This window comes from Pantoea sp. Tr-811 (genome assembly GCF_011752535.1).
Classification (GTDB): Bacteria; Pseudomonadota; Gammaproteobacteria; order Pseudomonadales; family Pseudomonadaceae; genus Aquipseudomonas.
Map to the genome: position 1 here is coordinate 314,622 of NZ_VWXJ01000003.1, position 15,488 is coordinate 330,109.

The 15,488-nt window shown below is 63.2% G+C and carries 15 protein-coding genes; 3 read left to right on the plus strand and 12 right to left on the minus strand.

The window, feature by feature from the left end:
* Positions 1-3: 3 nt before the first annotated feature.
* Positions 4-1,182, minus strand: a complete 1,179-nt coding sequence (locus F3J44_RS06410; RefSeq protein WP_167061324.1) for an amino acid ABC transporter permease — start codon at positions 1,180-1,182, stop codon at positions 4-6.
* A gap of 66 nt (positions 1,183-1,248) precedes the next feature.
* Positions 1,249-2,271, minus strand: coding sequence for an amino acid ABC transporter substrate-binding protein (locus tag F3J44_RS06415; protein ID WP_205299742.1), 1,023 nt, complete (start codon positions 2,269-2,271; stop codon positions 1,249-1,251).
* Positions 2,272-2,608: 337 nt separating this feature from the next.
* On the opposite strand from F3J44_RS06415, the gene F3J44_RS06420 reads away from it, so the two are divergent.
* Complete coding sequence (locus F3J44_RS06420) at positions 2,609-3,265, plus strand: alpha/beta hydrolase (protein ID WP_167061318.1); 657 nt, start codon at positions 2,609-2,611, stop codon at positions 3,263-3,265.
* A 99-nt stretch (positions 3,266-3,364) separates the two neighbouring features.
* Entirely contained in the window at positions 3,365-4,837 is a 1,473-nt protein-coding gene (gene rhlB, locus F3J44_RS06425; RefSeq protein WP_167271213.1) for an ATP-dependent RNA helicase RhlB, read from the plus strand.
* Positions 4,838-4,966: 129 nt separating this feature from the next.
* On the opposite strand, the gene moaE is transcribed toward rhlB, so the two are convergent.
* From moaE to F3J44_RS29795, 5 genes are all read right to left on the minus strand, one after another.
* Positions 4,967-5,413 (minus strand): molybdopterin synthase catalytic subunit MoaE, encoded by a 447-nt coding sequence (moaE, locus tag F3J44_RS06430; protein WP_167271215.1) that lies wholly within the window; start codon positions 5,411-5,413, stop codon positions 4,967-4,969.
* Positions 5,414-5,415: 2 nt separating this feature from the next.
* The gene (locus tag F3J44_RS06435; RefSeq protein WP_167061945.1) at positions 5,416-5,661 is read right to left on the minus strand and encodes a MoaD/ThiS family protein; all 246 of its coding nucleotides are present in this window, start codon (positions 5,659-5,661) and stop codon (positions 5,416-5,418) included.
* On the minus strand, positions 5,661-6,131 hold the full coding sequence (gene moaC, locus F3J44_RS06440; protein ID WP_167061309.1) for a cyclic pyranopterin monophosphate synthase MoaC: 471 nt from the start codon (positions 6,129-6,131) through the stop codon (positions 5,661-5,663). The genes F3J44_RS06435 and moaC overlap by 1 nt, the downstream gene beginning before the upstream one ends.
* Before the next feature lie 143 nt (positions 6,132-6,274).
* Entirely contained in the window at positions 6,275-7,669 is a 1,395-nt protein-coding gene (locus tag F3J44_RS06445) for a PhoH family protein (RefSeq protein WP_167271217.1), read from the minus strand.
* A 281-nt stretch (positions 7,670-7,950) separates the two neighbouring features.
* Positions 7,951-9,078 (minus strand): polysaccharide deacetylase family protein, encoded by a 1,128-nt coding sequence (locus tag F3J44_RS29795; RefSeq protein ID WP_167271219.1) that lies wholly within the window; start codon positions 9,076-9,078, stop codon positions 7,951-7,953.
* A 136-nt stretch (positions 9,079-9,214) separates the two neighbouring features.
* On the opposite strand from F3J44_RS29795, the gene yaaA reads away from it, so the two are divergent.
* Complete coding sequence (gene yaaA, locus F3J44_RS06455; RefSeq protein WP_167271221.1) at positions 9,215-9,994, plus strand: peroxide stress protein YaaA; 780 nt, start codon at positions 9,215-9,217, stop codon at positions 9,992-9,994.
* Positions 9,995-10,201: 207 nt separating this feature from the next.
* Here the strand turns inward: yaaA and F3J44_RS06460 are convergent, their stop codons facing one another.
* Genes F3J44_RS06460 through F3J44_RS06480 form a run of 5 tightly spaced genes read right to left on the minus strand, consistent with a single transcriptional unit; the run spans position 10,202 to position 15,477 of the window.
* The gene (locus F3J44_RS06460) at positions 10,202-11,395 is read right to left on the minus strand and encodes an efflux RND transporter periplasmic adaptor subunit (protein WP_167271223.1); all 1,194 of its coding nucleotides are present in this window, start codon (positions 11,393-11,395) and stop codon (positions 10,202-10,204) included.
* A 16-nt stretch (positions 11,396-11,411) separates the two neighbouring features.
* Complete coding sequence (locus tag F3J44_RS06465) at positions 11,412-12,857, minus strand: TolC family protein (RefSeq protein WP_205299720.1); 1,446 nt, start codon at positions 12,855-12,857, stop codon at positions 11,412-11,414.
* 10 nt (positions 12,858-12,867) lie between these two features.
* On the minus strand, positions 12,868-13,980 hold the full coding sequence (locus F3J44_RS06470; RefSeq protein ID WP_370526708.1) for an ABC transporter permease: 1,113 nt from the start codon (positions 13,978-13,980) through the stop codon (positions 12,868-12,870).
* 49 nt (positions 13,981-14,029) lie between these two features.
* Positions 14,030-14,695, minus strand: a complete 666-nt coding sequence (locus F3J44_RS06475; RefSeq protein WP_167271229.1) for an ABC transporter ATP-binding protein — start codon at positions 14,693-14,695, stop codon at positions 14,030-14,032.
* The gene (locus F3J44_RS06480) at positions 14,692-15,477 is read right to left on the minus strand and encodes a hypothetical protein (protein ID WP_167065644.1); all 786 of its coding nucleotides are present in this window, start codon (positions 15,475-15,477) and stop codon (positions 14,692-14,694) included. The genes F3J44_RS06475 and F3J44_RS06480 overlap by 4 nt, the downstream gene beginning before the upstream one ends.
* Positions 15,478-15,488: the final 11 nt, after the last annotated feature.

A 15,488-nucleotide genomic window follows, 5' to 3' on the forward strand; every position in this document is an offset into this window, starting at 1 on the left:
TCCTCACCGCTCGATCAGCGCGATGCGCTTGTTGTACCAGTTCATCAGCAGCGAAATGCTGATGCTGATGGCGAGATAGACACTCATGGTGATGGCGATCACCTCGATGGCCTGGCCGGTCTGGTTGAGCACGGTCCCTGCGAACAGCGAAACCATCTCTGGGTAGCCGATACCGGCTGCCAGCGACGAGTTCTTCGCCAGGTTCAGGTACTGGCTGGTCAGCGGCGGAATGATCACCCGCAGTGCCTGGGGGATGATCACCTTGCGCAGGGTTGGGCCCTCGCGCAGGCCCAGCGAGTGGGCCGCTTCGGTCTGGCCGTGGCTCACCGAGCGGATACCGGAGCGCACGATCTCGGCAATGAAGGCTGCCGTGTAGATGGTCAGCGCCAGGGTCAGCGCCAGCAGTTCGGGAATCAGCACCCAGCCACCGACGAAGTTGAAGCCTTTCAACTGCGGCACTTCCCAGTGCAGCGGGCTGCCGAACAGCAGCGCGCAGGCGCCGGGAATCACCACGAGCAGCGCCAGCCCCACCCAGAACTTGTGGAACGGCTCACCGGTTTCGTCGAAGCGCCGGTTGGCGTAACGCACCATCGCCACCACAGCCACCAGCGCCACCAGCACCGCCACCGCGAACGGCCAGAAGCCCTCGGCCATGGAAGCACCGGGCATGTTCAGGCCGCGGTTGCTGATGAAGAAGGTGTCGTCGATATTGATGCTGCCCCGTGGCCCCGGCAGGGTCAGGAACACCGCGAAGTACCAGAACAGGATCTGCAGCAGCGGTGGAATGTTGCGGAAGGTTTCCACATACACCGTGGCCAGCTTGTTGATCATCCAGTTCGGTGACAAGCGCGCCACACCGATGACGAAACCCAGCAGGGTAGCCAGGATCACGCCGATGAAGGTTACCAGCAGGGTGTTGAGCAGGCCGATGACGAACACCCGCGCATAGCTGTCGGATTCCACGTAGGGAATCAGGTGCTGGGCGATGCCGAAGCCGGCGCTGCGTTCAAGGAAGTCGAAGCCCGAGGTGATGCCCCGGTGTTGCAGGTTGGTTTGCGTGTTGTGGAACAGGTACCAGCCCAGGCCCACCACGAAGATGATCGTGAGAACCTGGAACAGCCACGCGCGCACACGTGGATCGCTCAGGGACAAGCCCTTTCGTGCGCCGATTTGATTTTGCATGAAGTGCCCCGAAAAGTAGGGATTCGAACAACCTGCGGCGGCGGAATGCCGCCGCAGGTGCAACCATCAGCGCACAGGGGGCGCGTACTGGATGCCGCCGTTGTTCCACAGGGCGTTCATGCCACGGTCGATCTTCAGGTCGGTGCTCTGGCCCAGGTTCTTCTCGAACACTTCGCCGTAGTTGCCGACTTGCTTGACGATCTGCACTACCCAGTCTTTGGGCAGCTTGAGGTCCTTGCCATACTCACCGTCGGCCCCCAGCAGGCGGGCGACGTCCGGGTTCTTGGTGGCCTTGGCTTCGGCCTCGACATTCTTCGAGGTGATGCCGGCCTCCTCGGCGTTGAGCATGGCGAACAGGGTCCACTTGACGATGCTGAACCAGTCTTCATCGCCCTTGCGCACCACCGGGCCCAGCGGTTCCTTGGAAATGGTTTCCGGCAGCACCACGTAGTCGGCCGGCGCAGCCAGCTTGGAACGCTGGGCGAACAACTGCGACTTGTCCGAGGTCAGCACGTCGCAACGGCCAGACTCCAGCGACTTGGCGCTCTCGTCGGAGGTGTCGAAGGTGATCGGGGTGTACTTCAGGTTGTTGGCGCGGAAGAAGTCCGACACGTTCAGCTCGGTGGTGGTACCGGCCTGGATGCAGATGGTCGCGCCATCGAGCTCCTTGGCGCTGGAAACGCCGAGCTTCTTGTTCACCAGGAAGCCCACGCCGTCGTAGTAGGTGACACCGGCGAACACCAGGCCCATGCCGGCATCGCGCGAGCTGGTCCAGGTGGTGTTGCGCGACAGCACGTCGACTTCACCCGATTGCAGCGCGGTAAAGCGTTCCTTGGCGTTGAGCTGGCTGAACTTGACCTTGGTCGCGTCGCCGAACACGGCGGCGGCCACGGCGCGGCACACGTCAGCGTCGATGCCGACGATCTTGCCTTGCGCATCAGGTACCGAGAAGCCTGGAAGACCGTCGCTCACGCCACACTGGACGAAGCCCTTCTTCTTTACCGCATCCAGGGTGGCGCCGGCCTGGGCATTGCTCACGGCGCCCAGCGCGGCGGCAGCGGTCAGGACTGCCAGGGTGGTTTTCAACATCTTCATCTACAACCTCCAAATCGCTCTTGTTGTACGAGCCGGAATTGCACCGCACCCTTATGAGGCGCATCCGACCCTTGTTGGCTTGTTCTTGGGTCAATTGGCGCAATGGGCTGTTCTATGACAGCCTTCGCGTGCAAAGGGTGTTACCGTCGGCAATCGCCCTGTGCATCGAAGGTTGAATAGCAAAGCGCATACCACATTTGTCGGCTGTAGCGTTTAAGCTTTCGTCAAGTAGGAAAAGTTGTATCGTTGCGACATTCTTTTTCTGACAATCAGATCCCCTGCCTTCTTTTCACGCACTCCTTATATAGGCACGCACACTTTCGGAGCAGTCATGACCCAACCGCTGATTCTCGAACCACAGAAAACCGCAGACGCCTGTGTGATCTGGTTGCACGGCCTGGGCGCCGACCGTTACGACTTCCTACCTGTGGCCGAATTCATGCAGGAACGCCTGCTCAGCACCCGCTTCATCATGCCCCAGGCCCCAACCCGCCCGGTGACCATCAACGGCGGCTACGCCATGCCCAGTTGGTACGACATCAAGGCCATGACCCCGGCCCGTGCCATCGACGAGGCGCAGCTGGAGGAATCGGCCGAGCAGGTCATCGCCCTGATCAAGGCCGAACAGGCCAAGGGCATCAACCTGTCGCGGATCTTCCTCGCCGGCTTCTCCCAGGGCGGCGCCGTGGTGCTGCACACTGCCTTTGTAAAATGGCAGGAAGCGCTGGGCGGGGTGATCGCCCTGTCCACCTATGCCCCGACCTTCAGCGACAGCCACCAGCTCAGCGCCTGCCAGCAACGCACCCCGGCGCTGTGCCTGCATGGCGTGCACGACCCGGTGGTGATCCCGTCCATGGGCCGCACGGCGTTCGAATACCTGAACACCTGGGGCGTGGCCGCGCGCTGGCAGGAATACCCGATGGAGCACGAAGTGGTGGTCGAGGAACTGGGTGACATCCATGACTGGCTGAGCAAGCAGTTGCAATAAGCCGGTTCACCTGTCGTTGTGGGCGCTTTCGCTACGCCGCGCCCATTTCTTGCATTACACTGCCCGGCGTACATTCCTTAACCAGTTGATGAGACGATCGTGCTCAAGGCACTCAAGAAAATATTCGGCAAGGGAGACGCCGCGCCGCAGGCCGTCGCTCCTGCTGCCAGCGTGACGCCGCCGCCGGCGCCCGCGCCCCTCGCACAGCCCGAGCCCAGCCCCGCCCCCAAGCCGGCCACGCCTCGCGCCAAACCCGCCGCCCAGGCTGAAGTGCCGGTCGCTGCCAAGGCCCCGGTGGAAAAACCGGCCAAGGACAAACCGCGCCGCGAACGCAAGCCCAAGCCACAGGCCAGCCTGTGGAAGCCTGAAGATTTCGTGGTCGAGCCGCAGGAAGGGAAAACCCGCTTCCACGACTTCAAGCTGTCCAATGAGCTGATGCACGCCATCCACGACCTCGGTTTCCCGTACTGCACGCCGATCCAGGCACAGGTGCTGGGCTTCACCCTGCGTGGCCAGGACGCCATCGGCCGGGCCCAGACCGGCACCGGCAAGACGGCCGCGTTCCTGATCTCGATCATCTCCCAGCTGCAGCAGACGCCGCCGCCCAAGGAACGCTACATGGGCGAGCCGCGGGCGCTGATCATCGCGCCAACCCGCGAGCTGGTGGTCCAGATTGCCAAGGACGCCGTGGCCCTGACCAAGTACACCGGCCTGAACGTCATGAGCTTCGTGGGCGGCATGGACTTCGACAAGCAGCTCAAGGCCCTGGAAGCGCGCCACTGCGACATCCTGGTAGCCACCCCGGGCCGCCTGCTGGACTTCAACCAGCGCGGCGAGGTGCACCTGGACATGGTCGAGGTGATGGTGCTGGACGAAGCCGACCGCATGCTCGACATGGGCTTCATCCCCCAGGTGCGGCAGATCATCCGCCAGACCCCGCCCAAGAGCGAGCGCCAGACCCTGCTGTTCTCCGCCACCTTCACCGACGACGTGATGAACCTGGCCAAGCAGTGGACCACCAACCCGGCCATCGTCGAGATCGAGCCGGAGAACGTTGCCAGCGAAACCGTGGAACAGCACGTGTATGCGGTGGCCGGCAGCGACAAGTACAAGCTGCTGTACAACCTGGTGACCCAGAACAAGTGGGAACGGGTGATGGTGTTCGCCAACCGCAAGGACGAGGTGCGGCGCATCGAGGAAAAGCTGGTGCGCGACGGCATCAATGCCGCGCAACTGTCGGGCGACGTGCCGCAGCACAAGCGTATTCGTACCCTGGAGAACTTCCGCGAGGGGCGCATTACGGTGCTGGTGGCCACCGACGTGGCCGGGCGTGGGATTCACATCGATGGCATCAGCCACGTGATCAACTTCACCCTGCCGGAAGACCCGGATGACTACGTGCACCGCATTGGCCGTACCGGCCGTGCGGGCAGCAGCGGTGTGTCGATCAGCTTTGCCGGCGAGGATGACTCGTACCAGCTGCCGGCGATCGAGGAGTTGCTGGGACGCAAGATCAAGTGCGAAATGCCGCCGGACGAGCTGTTGAAGCCAGTACCGCGCAAGCACCACTGAAAGCCCGGCCTTACCTGGCCTGGTAGGAGCGAGCGCAGCTCGCGATGCGCCGCGCAGCGGCGCTGAACGCCTGGCGGCGTATCGCGAGCTGCGCTCGCTCCTACGGAATCTGTGTCTGCCTGTCAGGGGCTACCAACGCCCAGCGGCGTCCTGGTCGCTTTGCCTGCCTTCCACCCACCTTGGCCCTTCCTGGGTATGCTCCTTCTTCCAGAACGGCGCGCGGGTTTTCAGGTAATCCATGATGAAGTTGCAGGCCTCGAACGCGGCCTGCCGGTGAGCACTGGCCACGCCAACGAACACGATCGGCTCACCCGGCTCCAGCGCCCCGATGCGGTGCAACACCTCGACCTTGAGCAACGGCCAACGCTGCTCGGCTTCGGCCACGATCTTGCCCAAGGCCTTCTCGGTCATGCCCGGGTAGTGTTCGAGAAACATCCCCGCCACTTCCCGGCCATCGTTGAAATCGCGCACATAGCCAACGAAACCGACCACGGCGCCCACACCCACGTTCGCCGCATGCATGGCATTGGTTTCAGCCCCCGGGTCGAACGGCGCCTCTTGCACTCGAACGGCCATGCTCAACCTCCGGTCACCGGAGGGAAGAACGCCACGTCGTCGCCCTCCTCCAGCGGCTCGTCAAGCCGGCACAGCTCTTCATTGCGCGCACACATCAGGTTCTGTTCGGCCAGCACCGCGTAGTGGCCACCTTTGGCCAGCAGGGCCTGGCGCACATCGTCGAGTACCTTGAACTCGCCGTCCAGGCGCTCGGCATCGATGCCCAGCAATTCCCGGTAACGGGCGAAATACATCACCTTGACCTTCATCACGCCTCCACCTTGTAGTGGCCGCTCTTGCCGCCGACTTTTTCCAGCAGGCGCACCTGCTCGATGACCATACCCTTGTCCACCGCCTTGCACATGTCGTAGATCGTCAGCGCGGCAACGCTGGCGGCCGTCAGTGCCTCCATCTCCACCCCGGTCTGCCCCGCCAGCTTGCAACGGGCAACGATGCGCACCGCATCCTGGCCATCGGCGCCAAGCTCGACCTTGACGCTGGTCAGCATCAGCGGATGGCACAGCGGAATCAGGTCGCTGGTCTTCTTCGCCGCCTGGATGCCGGCAATGCGGGCCACGGCGAACACATCGCCCTTGGGGTGCTCGCCATCGACGATCATCTGCAAGGTCTGCGGCAACATCCGCACCCGCGCCTCGGCCACGGCCTCGCGCTCGGTCACGGCCTTTTCGGTGACGTCGACCATGTTGGCGCGCCCCTGGGAATCAAGATGTGTCAGCACTGCTCTGCTCCTGTGGAGGGAGTCCGCAGTGTAAACCCGTGGGTCAGGTTTGAGCAGAGATATGTATCGGCAGGTCCGGCCTCTTCGCGGGGCAAGCCCGCTCCTACAAGAGCGGGCTTGCCCCGCGAAGAGGCCAGAGGCGGTTACAAGTGAGACTCGGCGTACTCGGCCAGCACCGAACGTGGCACACCCTGCAGGGTGATGTGCACGCCATGGGGGAAGTCCTTGAAGCGCTCGGTCAGGTAGGTCAGGCCCGAGCTGGTCGCGGACAGGTACGGCGTGTCGATCTGTGCCAGGTTGCCCAGGCATACCACCTTGGAGCCCGAGCCGGCCCGGGTGATGATGGTCTTCATCTGGTGCGGTGTCAGGTTCTGGCACTCGTCGATCAGGATCAGGCTCTGCTGGAAGCTGCGCCCGCGAATGTAGTTCAGCGACTTGAACTGCAGCGGTACCCGCTCAAGGATGTATTCCACGCTGCCATGGGTGCTCTCGTCATCCATGTGCAAGGCTTCGAGGTTGTCGGTGATGGCGCCCAGCCAAGGCTCCATTTTCTCCGCCTCGGTGCCCGGCAGGAAGCCGATTTCCTGGTCCAGCCCCTGCACGCTGCGGGTGGCGATGATGCGCCGGTAGCGCTTGCTGACCATGGTTTGCTCGATGGCCGCGGCCAGGGCCAGGATGGTCTTGCCGGAACCGGCGGCGCCGGTCAGGTTGACCAGGTGGATATCCGGGTCGAGCAGGGCGAACAGCGCCAGGCTCTGGTGGATGTCCCGAGGCTTGAGGCCCCAGGCCTCCTGGTGCAGCAGCGGTTCCTGGTGCAGGTCGAGCAGCAGCAGTTCGTCGTTGCGGATACCTTTTACCCAGCCGACGAACCCTTGCTCGTCAATGATGAACTCGTTGATGTGCACCGCAGGCAGGTTGTCGATCATCTGCACCCGATGCCAGGTGCGGCCACGCTCCTGGCGGGTATCGACCTTGCTCACGCGGTCCCAGAACGACCCGCTGACCGAGTGATAGCCCTTGGACAGCAAGGACACGTCGTCAACCAGCTGGTCAGTGCTGTAGTCCTCGGCGGGGATCCCGCAGGCACGCGCCTTCAGGCGCATGTTGATGTCCTTGGTGACCAGCACCACGTCCAGGTCGGTGCGCCGGCTACGGACTTCGAGCAGGGTGTTGATGATGATGTTGTCGTTGAGGTGTTCGGGCAACAACTTGCTGGGTTCGTTGCGCGGGCTCATCAGAATCGACAGGAAGCCCTTGGGCCCGCTCTTGCCCCGCTGGATCGGTACGCCCTGCTCGACATCGCTGGGCGAGGCGTCACCGAGGGTCTGGTCGATCAGGCGGATGGCCTGGCGGCATTCGGCGGCGATGGTCTGTTTGCCAGTCTTGAGCTTGTCGAGTTCCTCCAGCACCGTCATGGGAATGGCGACGTGGTGCTCCTCGAAGTTGAGCAATGCGTTGGGGTCGTGAATCAGGACGTTGGTATCGAGCACATAGAGGATTGGCTTGCTGGAGGAAGGGTTGCGTCCTTGGTCATCCATACTCGGTCACCTTATGTCGAAGCCACACGGCGAGGTCTGTTGCGCCGCAGAGTGACTGCCGGTCTTCCCGTATCCGCGTTGTTACGGGCGGGAAGCGAACCTGCCGAGGTGGGCCTGGATGACGCCACCTGTGCTGCAGGAATCGGCTGTCTGGTTTCTTCATACCGCAAAAGCCATGACCGGAAAAAGCATTTTTACGTGTTTTTGAAGTTTATTTTTCCGAATGACGAAGAGGCCTTGGCGACGCCCCCTGGGGGGTCTACAGTCAGAAGTCATACCCCCTATTCGCGATAAGCGTAATCGCGGCAGTCTTCCCAACCGATCCCGCTTTGCGCCGTGTTGCGCAGCAACCACTCCACGGCCGGTTGCGCATTGGGCAAGGTGTCGTGCAGCTGGATCACGCCCTTGCGCCACAGCAGCATCAGGGTGATCACGCGCTGGGCCGAGCCCTCGGCGGTCAGCGGGCCGTCGTCCTGGGCATCGATATCCCACAGGGAAACCCGCAACTGCTGGCTGGCCATGAACGCCTCGCCATCGGCCCGGCGCTGCCCGTAGGGCGGGCGGAACAAGGGCACGTACTGCTCGGGCAAGTCGGCCTGGACCCGCGCCTGGGCGCGCCGGATCGAGTCCTGCCAGCCTTGCCACTGGGCGTGCGAGCGGTATTCCCAGCCCTGGATGCCTACGCATTGCCCGGCATACAACTGCCCCAAGGCATTGGCCGGGCCGCTGTCACGGCGTTGCTGCACGCGGTTGCCCAGCACGAAGAAGGTGCCCTGCAATTTCTGGCTGCGCAGGTACTCGGCCAGGGCATCGGTGCTGCCGCCATCGGGCCCTGGGCCGCCAACGAAGGTCAGCAGGAACATGCGGTCGTTCAATTCATCGCCATTGCGCTCACGGCTGGAAAGGCGCTCCACCTCGCTGGTGGTTTGCGGCAGCAGCGCGGCCTTGCGCAGTTGCTCGTCCAGGTAGCGAACATGGAACTGATGGCTGGGTTCGACCCATCCGGTGTAAAACTCGCCGACATCGGTGGCGAATGTGGCGGCTTTGGTACGTAAATCCGCCATGGAGTCGACCAGGTAGCAGAACGAGGCATCCTGCTCGCAGCTAAGCTGCGCCTGCTGGTAGCCCTGCCACAGGCGCTGCCACATCTGGGCTCGCACGGCGCGGATCTTCTGCAGGTTGATCTGGCGCAAGCCCAGGCGCGCAGCCAATGCGCCATCGCTGAGCAGCTCGCTTTCATGCAGCACCCGGGCAAAGGAGAGGATTTCGGCACGCGAAGCCACATCGAACAAGGCCGGGCTGTCCAGCTGTTCAGGCCACAGGCTGCGGTCGATGCTGGCGGGGGGAATGGGGGCGGCCTGGGCGGCCAGGCTCAGCAAGGTGGCCAGCAAGGCAACGGCAATACGCACGATGAGTCTCTCCATGACAGCCAAACGGGCACTATAGCGCCTGGGAAGGCGATGGTCTGTGACTATCGTCGGCATAGTTTGGACTTGCCGGGCCCACCCCGTAGAATTGCCGCCAACGATGCCAGGAGCCGACCCGATGCTGACGGTGATTTCCCCCGCCAAGACCCTCGATTACGACACCAAGCCGGTCACCGACCGCTTCACCCTGCCGCAGTATCTGGACGATTCCCAGGCACTGATCGTGCAACTGCGCGAGCTGTCGCCGGCGCAGATCAGCGAGCTGATGCACCTGTCCGACAAGCTCGCCGGCCTGAACGCCGCGCGTTTCGGCAGCTGGACCCCGGACTTCACCCCGGCCAATGCCAAGCAGGCGTTGCTGGCGTTCAAGGGCGACGTGTACACCGGCCTGGACGCCGAAACCCTGGCCGACGATGACTTCAGCTACGCCCAGGACCACCTGCGCATGCTGTCGGGCCTTTACGGCCTGCTGCGCCCGCTGGACCTGATGCAGCCCTACCGCCTGGAAATGGGCACCAAGCTGGCCAACGCCCGCGGCAAGGACCTGTACGCCTTCTGGGGCACGCGCATCAGCGAATGGCTGAACCAGGCCCTGGCCGATCAGGGTGACGACCTGCTGCTGAACCTGGCCAGCAACGAATACTTCAGCGCGGTGAAGCGCAGCGCCCTCAAGGGCCGGGTCATCAACGTCGACTTCAAGGACTGGAAGAACGGCCAGTACAAGATCATCAGCTTCTACGCCAAGAAAGCCCGCGGCATGATGAGCCGCTTCGTGATCCAGGAGCGGGTCAACGATCCGCAGCAGCTCAAGCAGTTCGATGTGCAGGGGTACTATTACAGTGCCGAGCAGTCGAAGGCGGACCACCTGGTGTTCCTGCGCGATCACCCGGCTGACTGACCGTATCGAACCCACTCGCTCGCGCAGGAGATCACCCAACCCTGCGCAATACAATTACCTGTAGGAGCGGGCTTGCCCCGCGAACACCGGCGAAGCCGGTGCCATACACCGCGGTGCCTTCTTCGCGGGGCAAGCCCGCTCCTACAGACATTTCCATTCAATCGGCCGTTGGAACGAGCGCTTCCTGCGCAAGGCCTGGGTTTGCACTCACGGCAACAGCACAAAGCCTGCCTTCAGGCCAACCGCTTCCACCCCTTCAAGCACCGCCAGGCCGGGGGTCACCTCAACCTGGCGTGGCAGTTGCTCGATGTGCTCACGAAACAGCACATACGCCTTGCCTGCCTCATCGCGCTGCAGCGCCTCGACAGGCACCACCACTGCCTGCTCACGCCGGGCCACCACTGCGGTCAGCTCCGCGCGCATGCCCAGGCGCAACGGCAACTCACCGGGTGCCTCAGGCAAGCGCAGGCCGACCAGCACGTCGTACCAGGCCACAGGCCCTGTGTCGCTGCGGGCCTGCTGGCCAATCTGTTCGACCTGCCCCGCGAGCACCTGCCCGGCGATGACGACTTCAACTTCAAGCCCCTCGCGCACCTTATCCACATCTTGCTCTTGCACCTTCGCCGCCACGTTCAACTGCTCAAGATCGACAAGCACCATCATCGGCATGCCTCGGCTCATCGCCTGCCCGACCTGCATGGGCCGTGAACCCTGGGCCGCGTCGCTGGCCACGCCCTCCAGCACGCCGGTAAAGGGCGCACGGACCACCCTGCGCGCGCGCATCATCATCAACCCGCTCCAGCGCGCCTCGGCGTTGGCCAGCTCCATCTCGGCAATCCGCAGGGCATCGCCTTGGCCGCGTGCACGGGTCAGCAGCAGTTCCTGCTCGGCATCCCGCAACGCTTGGCGCTGTGCCTGCAACATGAGTTGGAGGCTATCCACTTCCATGCGCGCGACAATACCGCGCTCGAACAGGCGCCGGGTTTCAGCCAGGCTTGCCGCACTGGCAGCTACCGCCGCACGGGCGGCACCCAGGGCGCGAACGCTCTGCGACACCTGCGGCCCGCTTTGCCATGCACGCAACTGGCGCAACTGCTCGCGGGCCTTCAAACGCTCGGCTTCAGCTTCGCGCAGCTGAATATCCAGCTGGGCGGTGTCCAGCGTGAACAAGGGCTGGCCCGCTACCACCTGCTGCCCATCCTTCACGAGCACAGCAGCCACCACCCCGTCGAACGGTGCATTCAAGGTTTCCTCCCGCGCCGCCTGCAACCTGCCCACCAGCCCAAGGCGGCTTTCAAGCAACTGCGGTTCAACGCGCACCCAGCGCTGTGGGCCGGTAGGCGACGCCTCGGGCCAGGCTTGCCAGAACAGCGCCAGCAGCAGGCCGGCTGCGACCAACAACGATAACCACCGCCACCTAGTCATTGAGTGCCACCTGCCAGCGTTCGAGCGTTGCGCCCAGCACCTGGTCCAGCATCACTTGCGCCTCCAGGTAATCGAGAGTGGCATCGAGCAGCGCACTCTGCGCGTAACGCAGGTCGCTTTCGAAACTCAGCACCTGGAAGTTACTGGAGCGCCCGGTCGCCAGCTTTTCTCGCTCGATGGCCAGCTTGCGCTGGGACAAACCCTGGGCACGCTCGGCAATTTGCAACTGCCGCCAGCGCACCTGGATATCCCATACAGCGCTGGTGACCTCACGCTGCAACTGCTGCCGGGATTCGGCCTGGCTCAGGCGCTGCTGCTCCATGCCGACTTGCGCTCGCAGCAAGGTTTGACGCCGGCTGAGGTCGCCAATCGGTATTTCCAGCTCCACCGCCACGTAGTGCTCCCACGCCAGCGCATTCCCGGGCCGCTCGCGCAACTGGCTAGCCCCGCCGACCAGCGACAGATCCCACCACTGCGCGTTCTGCGCTACCCGCAGTTCAAGGGCGGCCTGTTCACCTGCCACCAACTGCATCAGATACGCCGGTTGCAAGGCTTGTGCCTGCGTCAGGGCCTGGTCGGCGTCGATCTGCAGTTGCGCGACATGCAACGACTCCACCGCCTTGAGGGGCGTTGACAGGTCCAGTGCCAACAGCTGTGCCAGCGCCAGGCGGCTCTGCTGCAACTGGTTGCGGCTGCCCTCGCGCGCCAGTTCCTGGCTGGCGACTTCGGCTTCGGCCTGGACGATATCGAACGCTGCCATGCGCCCGGCTGCGATCAGCGCCCGGTTGACATCCACCAGTTGCCGGGCACGCCGCAACCCATCATCGGCAATGCGCAGTTGCTCCTGGGCGCGCAGCAGGTTGCGGTACAGGTTGATGGTGCGGGTGATGACCTGCGCCACGTTGTCCTTGAGGGCGAGCCGGTTAAGCTGTTCGCTGAGTTGAGCCTGGCGCAAGGGGGCATCGGCAATACCGCGCCCAGCGCCGCGTAGCAACGGCTGGATGATCGCCAGGTTAGCGCCATCGCTGTAACGTCGCCCTGCCCCATTGGCACGGGTATGCGCGTAAGCCCAATCCAGGCTCAGGCGGGTGCCGTAGGGTGTTAGCAGGCTGGCTGACGGGCTCAGTTGCCCTTGCCGATAGCGGTCGGCGTGGTTGCGGTTGGCCAGGTAGCGGCCCTTGAGCGCCAGTTGCGGGGCGAAGGCATCACGGGCGACGCGCAGGTCGAATTTCTGTGCGATGCGCTCAAGGTACGCGCTACGGATTGCCCGGTTGTCGCGCAGCGCCAAGGCGACGGCGTCACCCAGTTCCAATGCCACGGGCTCGCCACCTGGCACCGACCGTGCGCTGACGGGCGCAACCCGTTGCACAGTCGCATGGGAGCGGTGCTGTGCGTTGTCGGCCATGGCCAAGCCCGCTACCGTTAAAGCCCAAGCCATCGCCAACCACCTAGTCATCCCGCAGCGCCACTACCGGTTGCAGCCGCGCCGCCACCCGCGCGGGCTGCAAGCCGAAGAACAGCCCGAGCAGCAGCGAGATGCCCATGCTCAGCGGCACAGACCCTGCCGAGAAGGAAAAACCCCAACCGGACGTGATCGCCAACAACCAGGCGGCCGCCAAGCCCAGCATCACCCCCAACAGCGCACCGGCCACCGACAGCAACAACGCTTCGAGCAGGAACAGCCAGGCGATATCGCGCCCTCGTGCGCCCAACGCCAGGCGCACGCCGATCTCCCGGCGGCGCTGGGCCACGTTCATCACCATGACGTTCATGACCCCGACCCCGCCGAGCACCAAGGCGATGGCGGCGGTGCCGGCCAGCATCCAGGCCATGACTCGCGACTGCCCGGCCATGCTTTCCAGCATCTGGCGGGGCAGTTGCACATCCACTTCATGCCGTGGAAGCTGGGCCTGGAGGTAATCGCGCAGCGCACTGGCGGCTTGGCTCAAGGTCGCAGCATCCGTGCCACGGGCGATGAAAGTCGCAACCTGCGGAGCAGGATTGAGCCGCTGCATACCGGCCAGCGGCATAAGCAGCAGGTTGTCGAAATTGACTGGCAGCATGGGGTTGTAGCCCTGCGGCGCCAGCACGCCCACCACGTCGAACACGTAGGCCCCCACCTGCAGGCGGTCGCCGCTGCTGGCCCGCAACTCATGGGCCAGCGCTGCGCCCAGCACTGCATGTGGGGCTCGGTCGTCGAACCGGGACAGTAACCGGCCATTGCCCAGTTCCAGCTTGAGCACTTCGTTCAGTTGCGCGGAGCTGCCGGTCACCATCGTTTCGACACCCAGCGCGTTGAGCTGAACGGTCACGATGCTGGACGCCAAAGGGGCCAGCGCAAGCACTCCCGGCGGCAGCGTGGCCAGGTCCAGGCGCACGGCGCCGCTGCCTTCATCGGCGGCCTCCAGGTTGACGACCATCAGCTCGCTGCCCATCCCTTGGAACATCCGCTGAGTGTGTTGCGTGGCGCTGTGGCCGATATTGATCAACGCCACTAACGCGGCGCAGCCCACGGCTATGCCAAGTAATGCGAGCCAGGCCCGGGTGCCGAGTTGGCTCACACTGCCCTGCGCTTCCCTCAGCCGTTGCGGCCAACGAGGCCCGTAGCCATCAGGCATCGAACACCTCACCTTGGCTGACCTGCAGGCGCCGATCCATGCGCAGGGCGATGGTCGGGTCATGGGTGACCATGAGCAATGTCATGCCTTGTTCGCGGTTCAGTGACATCAACAGCGCGATGATCCCTTGCGCGGTTTCGCCATCCAGATTTCCGGTAGGCTCGTCGGCCAACAGGATGCGCGGCCCGGTAACCAGCGCCCGGGCGATGGCCACCCGCTGGCGCTGGCCACCGGACAACTCGGCAGGCAGGTGAAAGGCCCGGTGAGCCAGGCCCACCTGTTCCAGGCAGGCGCTCGCGGCCTGCCGCGCTGCCTCCTGGGGCATGCCTCGGTAGCTCAACGGCAGCGCTACATTGTCCAGGGCAGTAAGGCGCGGCAGCAGGTTGAAACTCTGGAACACGAAGCCGAGTAGGTAATTGCGGGTGACGGCTCGCTGGTCGCCAGTGGCATGGGTCATGTCTTTGCCGTCTAGTACAAGCCTGCCTGCGTTGGGCCGGTCGAGCAGGCCGATGAGGTTCAGCAACGTGCTTTTACCACAGCCCGAAGCCCCGACCAGAGCACAGGCCTGGCCAGGGGCTACGTTGAACGAGACGTCGCGCAGAATGGCCTGGCCGTTCAACACACGACCGATACCGGCCAGGGAAACGATAGGCGTCATGACTTTTCGGTTCCTGGCTCCGCTTCGTCTGTTGCCTGAGCGGGATCAGGTTGGGTCAGATCCTCCTTACCCCATTCATTGGCGAGCATATCCACTAATGACGTGTTGAATTCTGGCCATTCAACTTCATGCATGGACAATTGCATCATGATGTTGGCTTCGTAATTTCCATACTCGGCCACTTCTATAGGCGGCAATGAATTGTAATAGGTGAGAATCTCACGCAGCCCATTATCACTACGGCCAGTTTGCTGGTGCTCGGCATTCATTCTTCGAATCATGTCTTGCGCCCATGCATTATGCAGATCCGTCTTCACCGATCGTGCAGCCCGCCTTTCATTGACTGTGAAGGCACCGCTTTCGTCGTGAACGATTAAGCTAAGTTGCTCACGACTAAAACCTTCAAAGGGGTTAGGGCCTTTGCCTTTGGAAAAATCATTAGCCTGGCGGGCACGCTCCAGCCACTCCTGGTCTTCAGTATCAGGCAGTTGGGAGTCATAAAAATCCTTAGCCCAATAGTAAGATGAACCGCCAAGCCTATCGAGAATCTTGGACGCCAAATCGGCCAATTCCTTGCGCGAAAGCTTGCTATCGCGCTCAGCTGCGCGCTCTGCAGCGGCACTTAGCTTTTTTGCCAGGCCCGAAAGCTGCTCATCTTCACTCGCGTGCTCACCCCCTGTTTCCAACGCTACCGAACTGCTTAGTTTTTCTTCTGATCGCTTGACAGTTGCCAGTGCGGCCGAAGCGCTGCCAGCCGTGAACAGACCATTGATAGGACTCATCAAGTACTCCT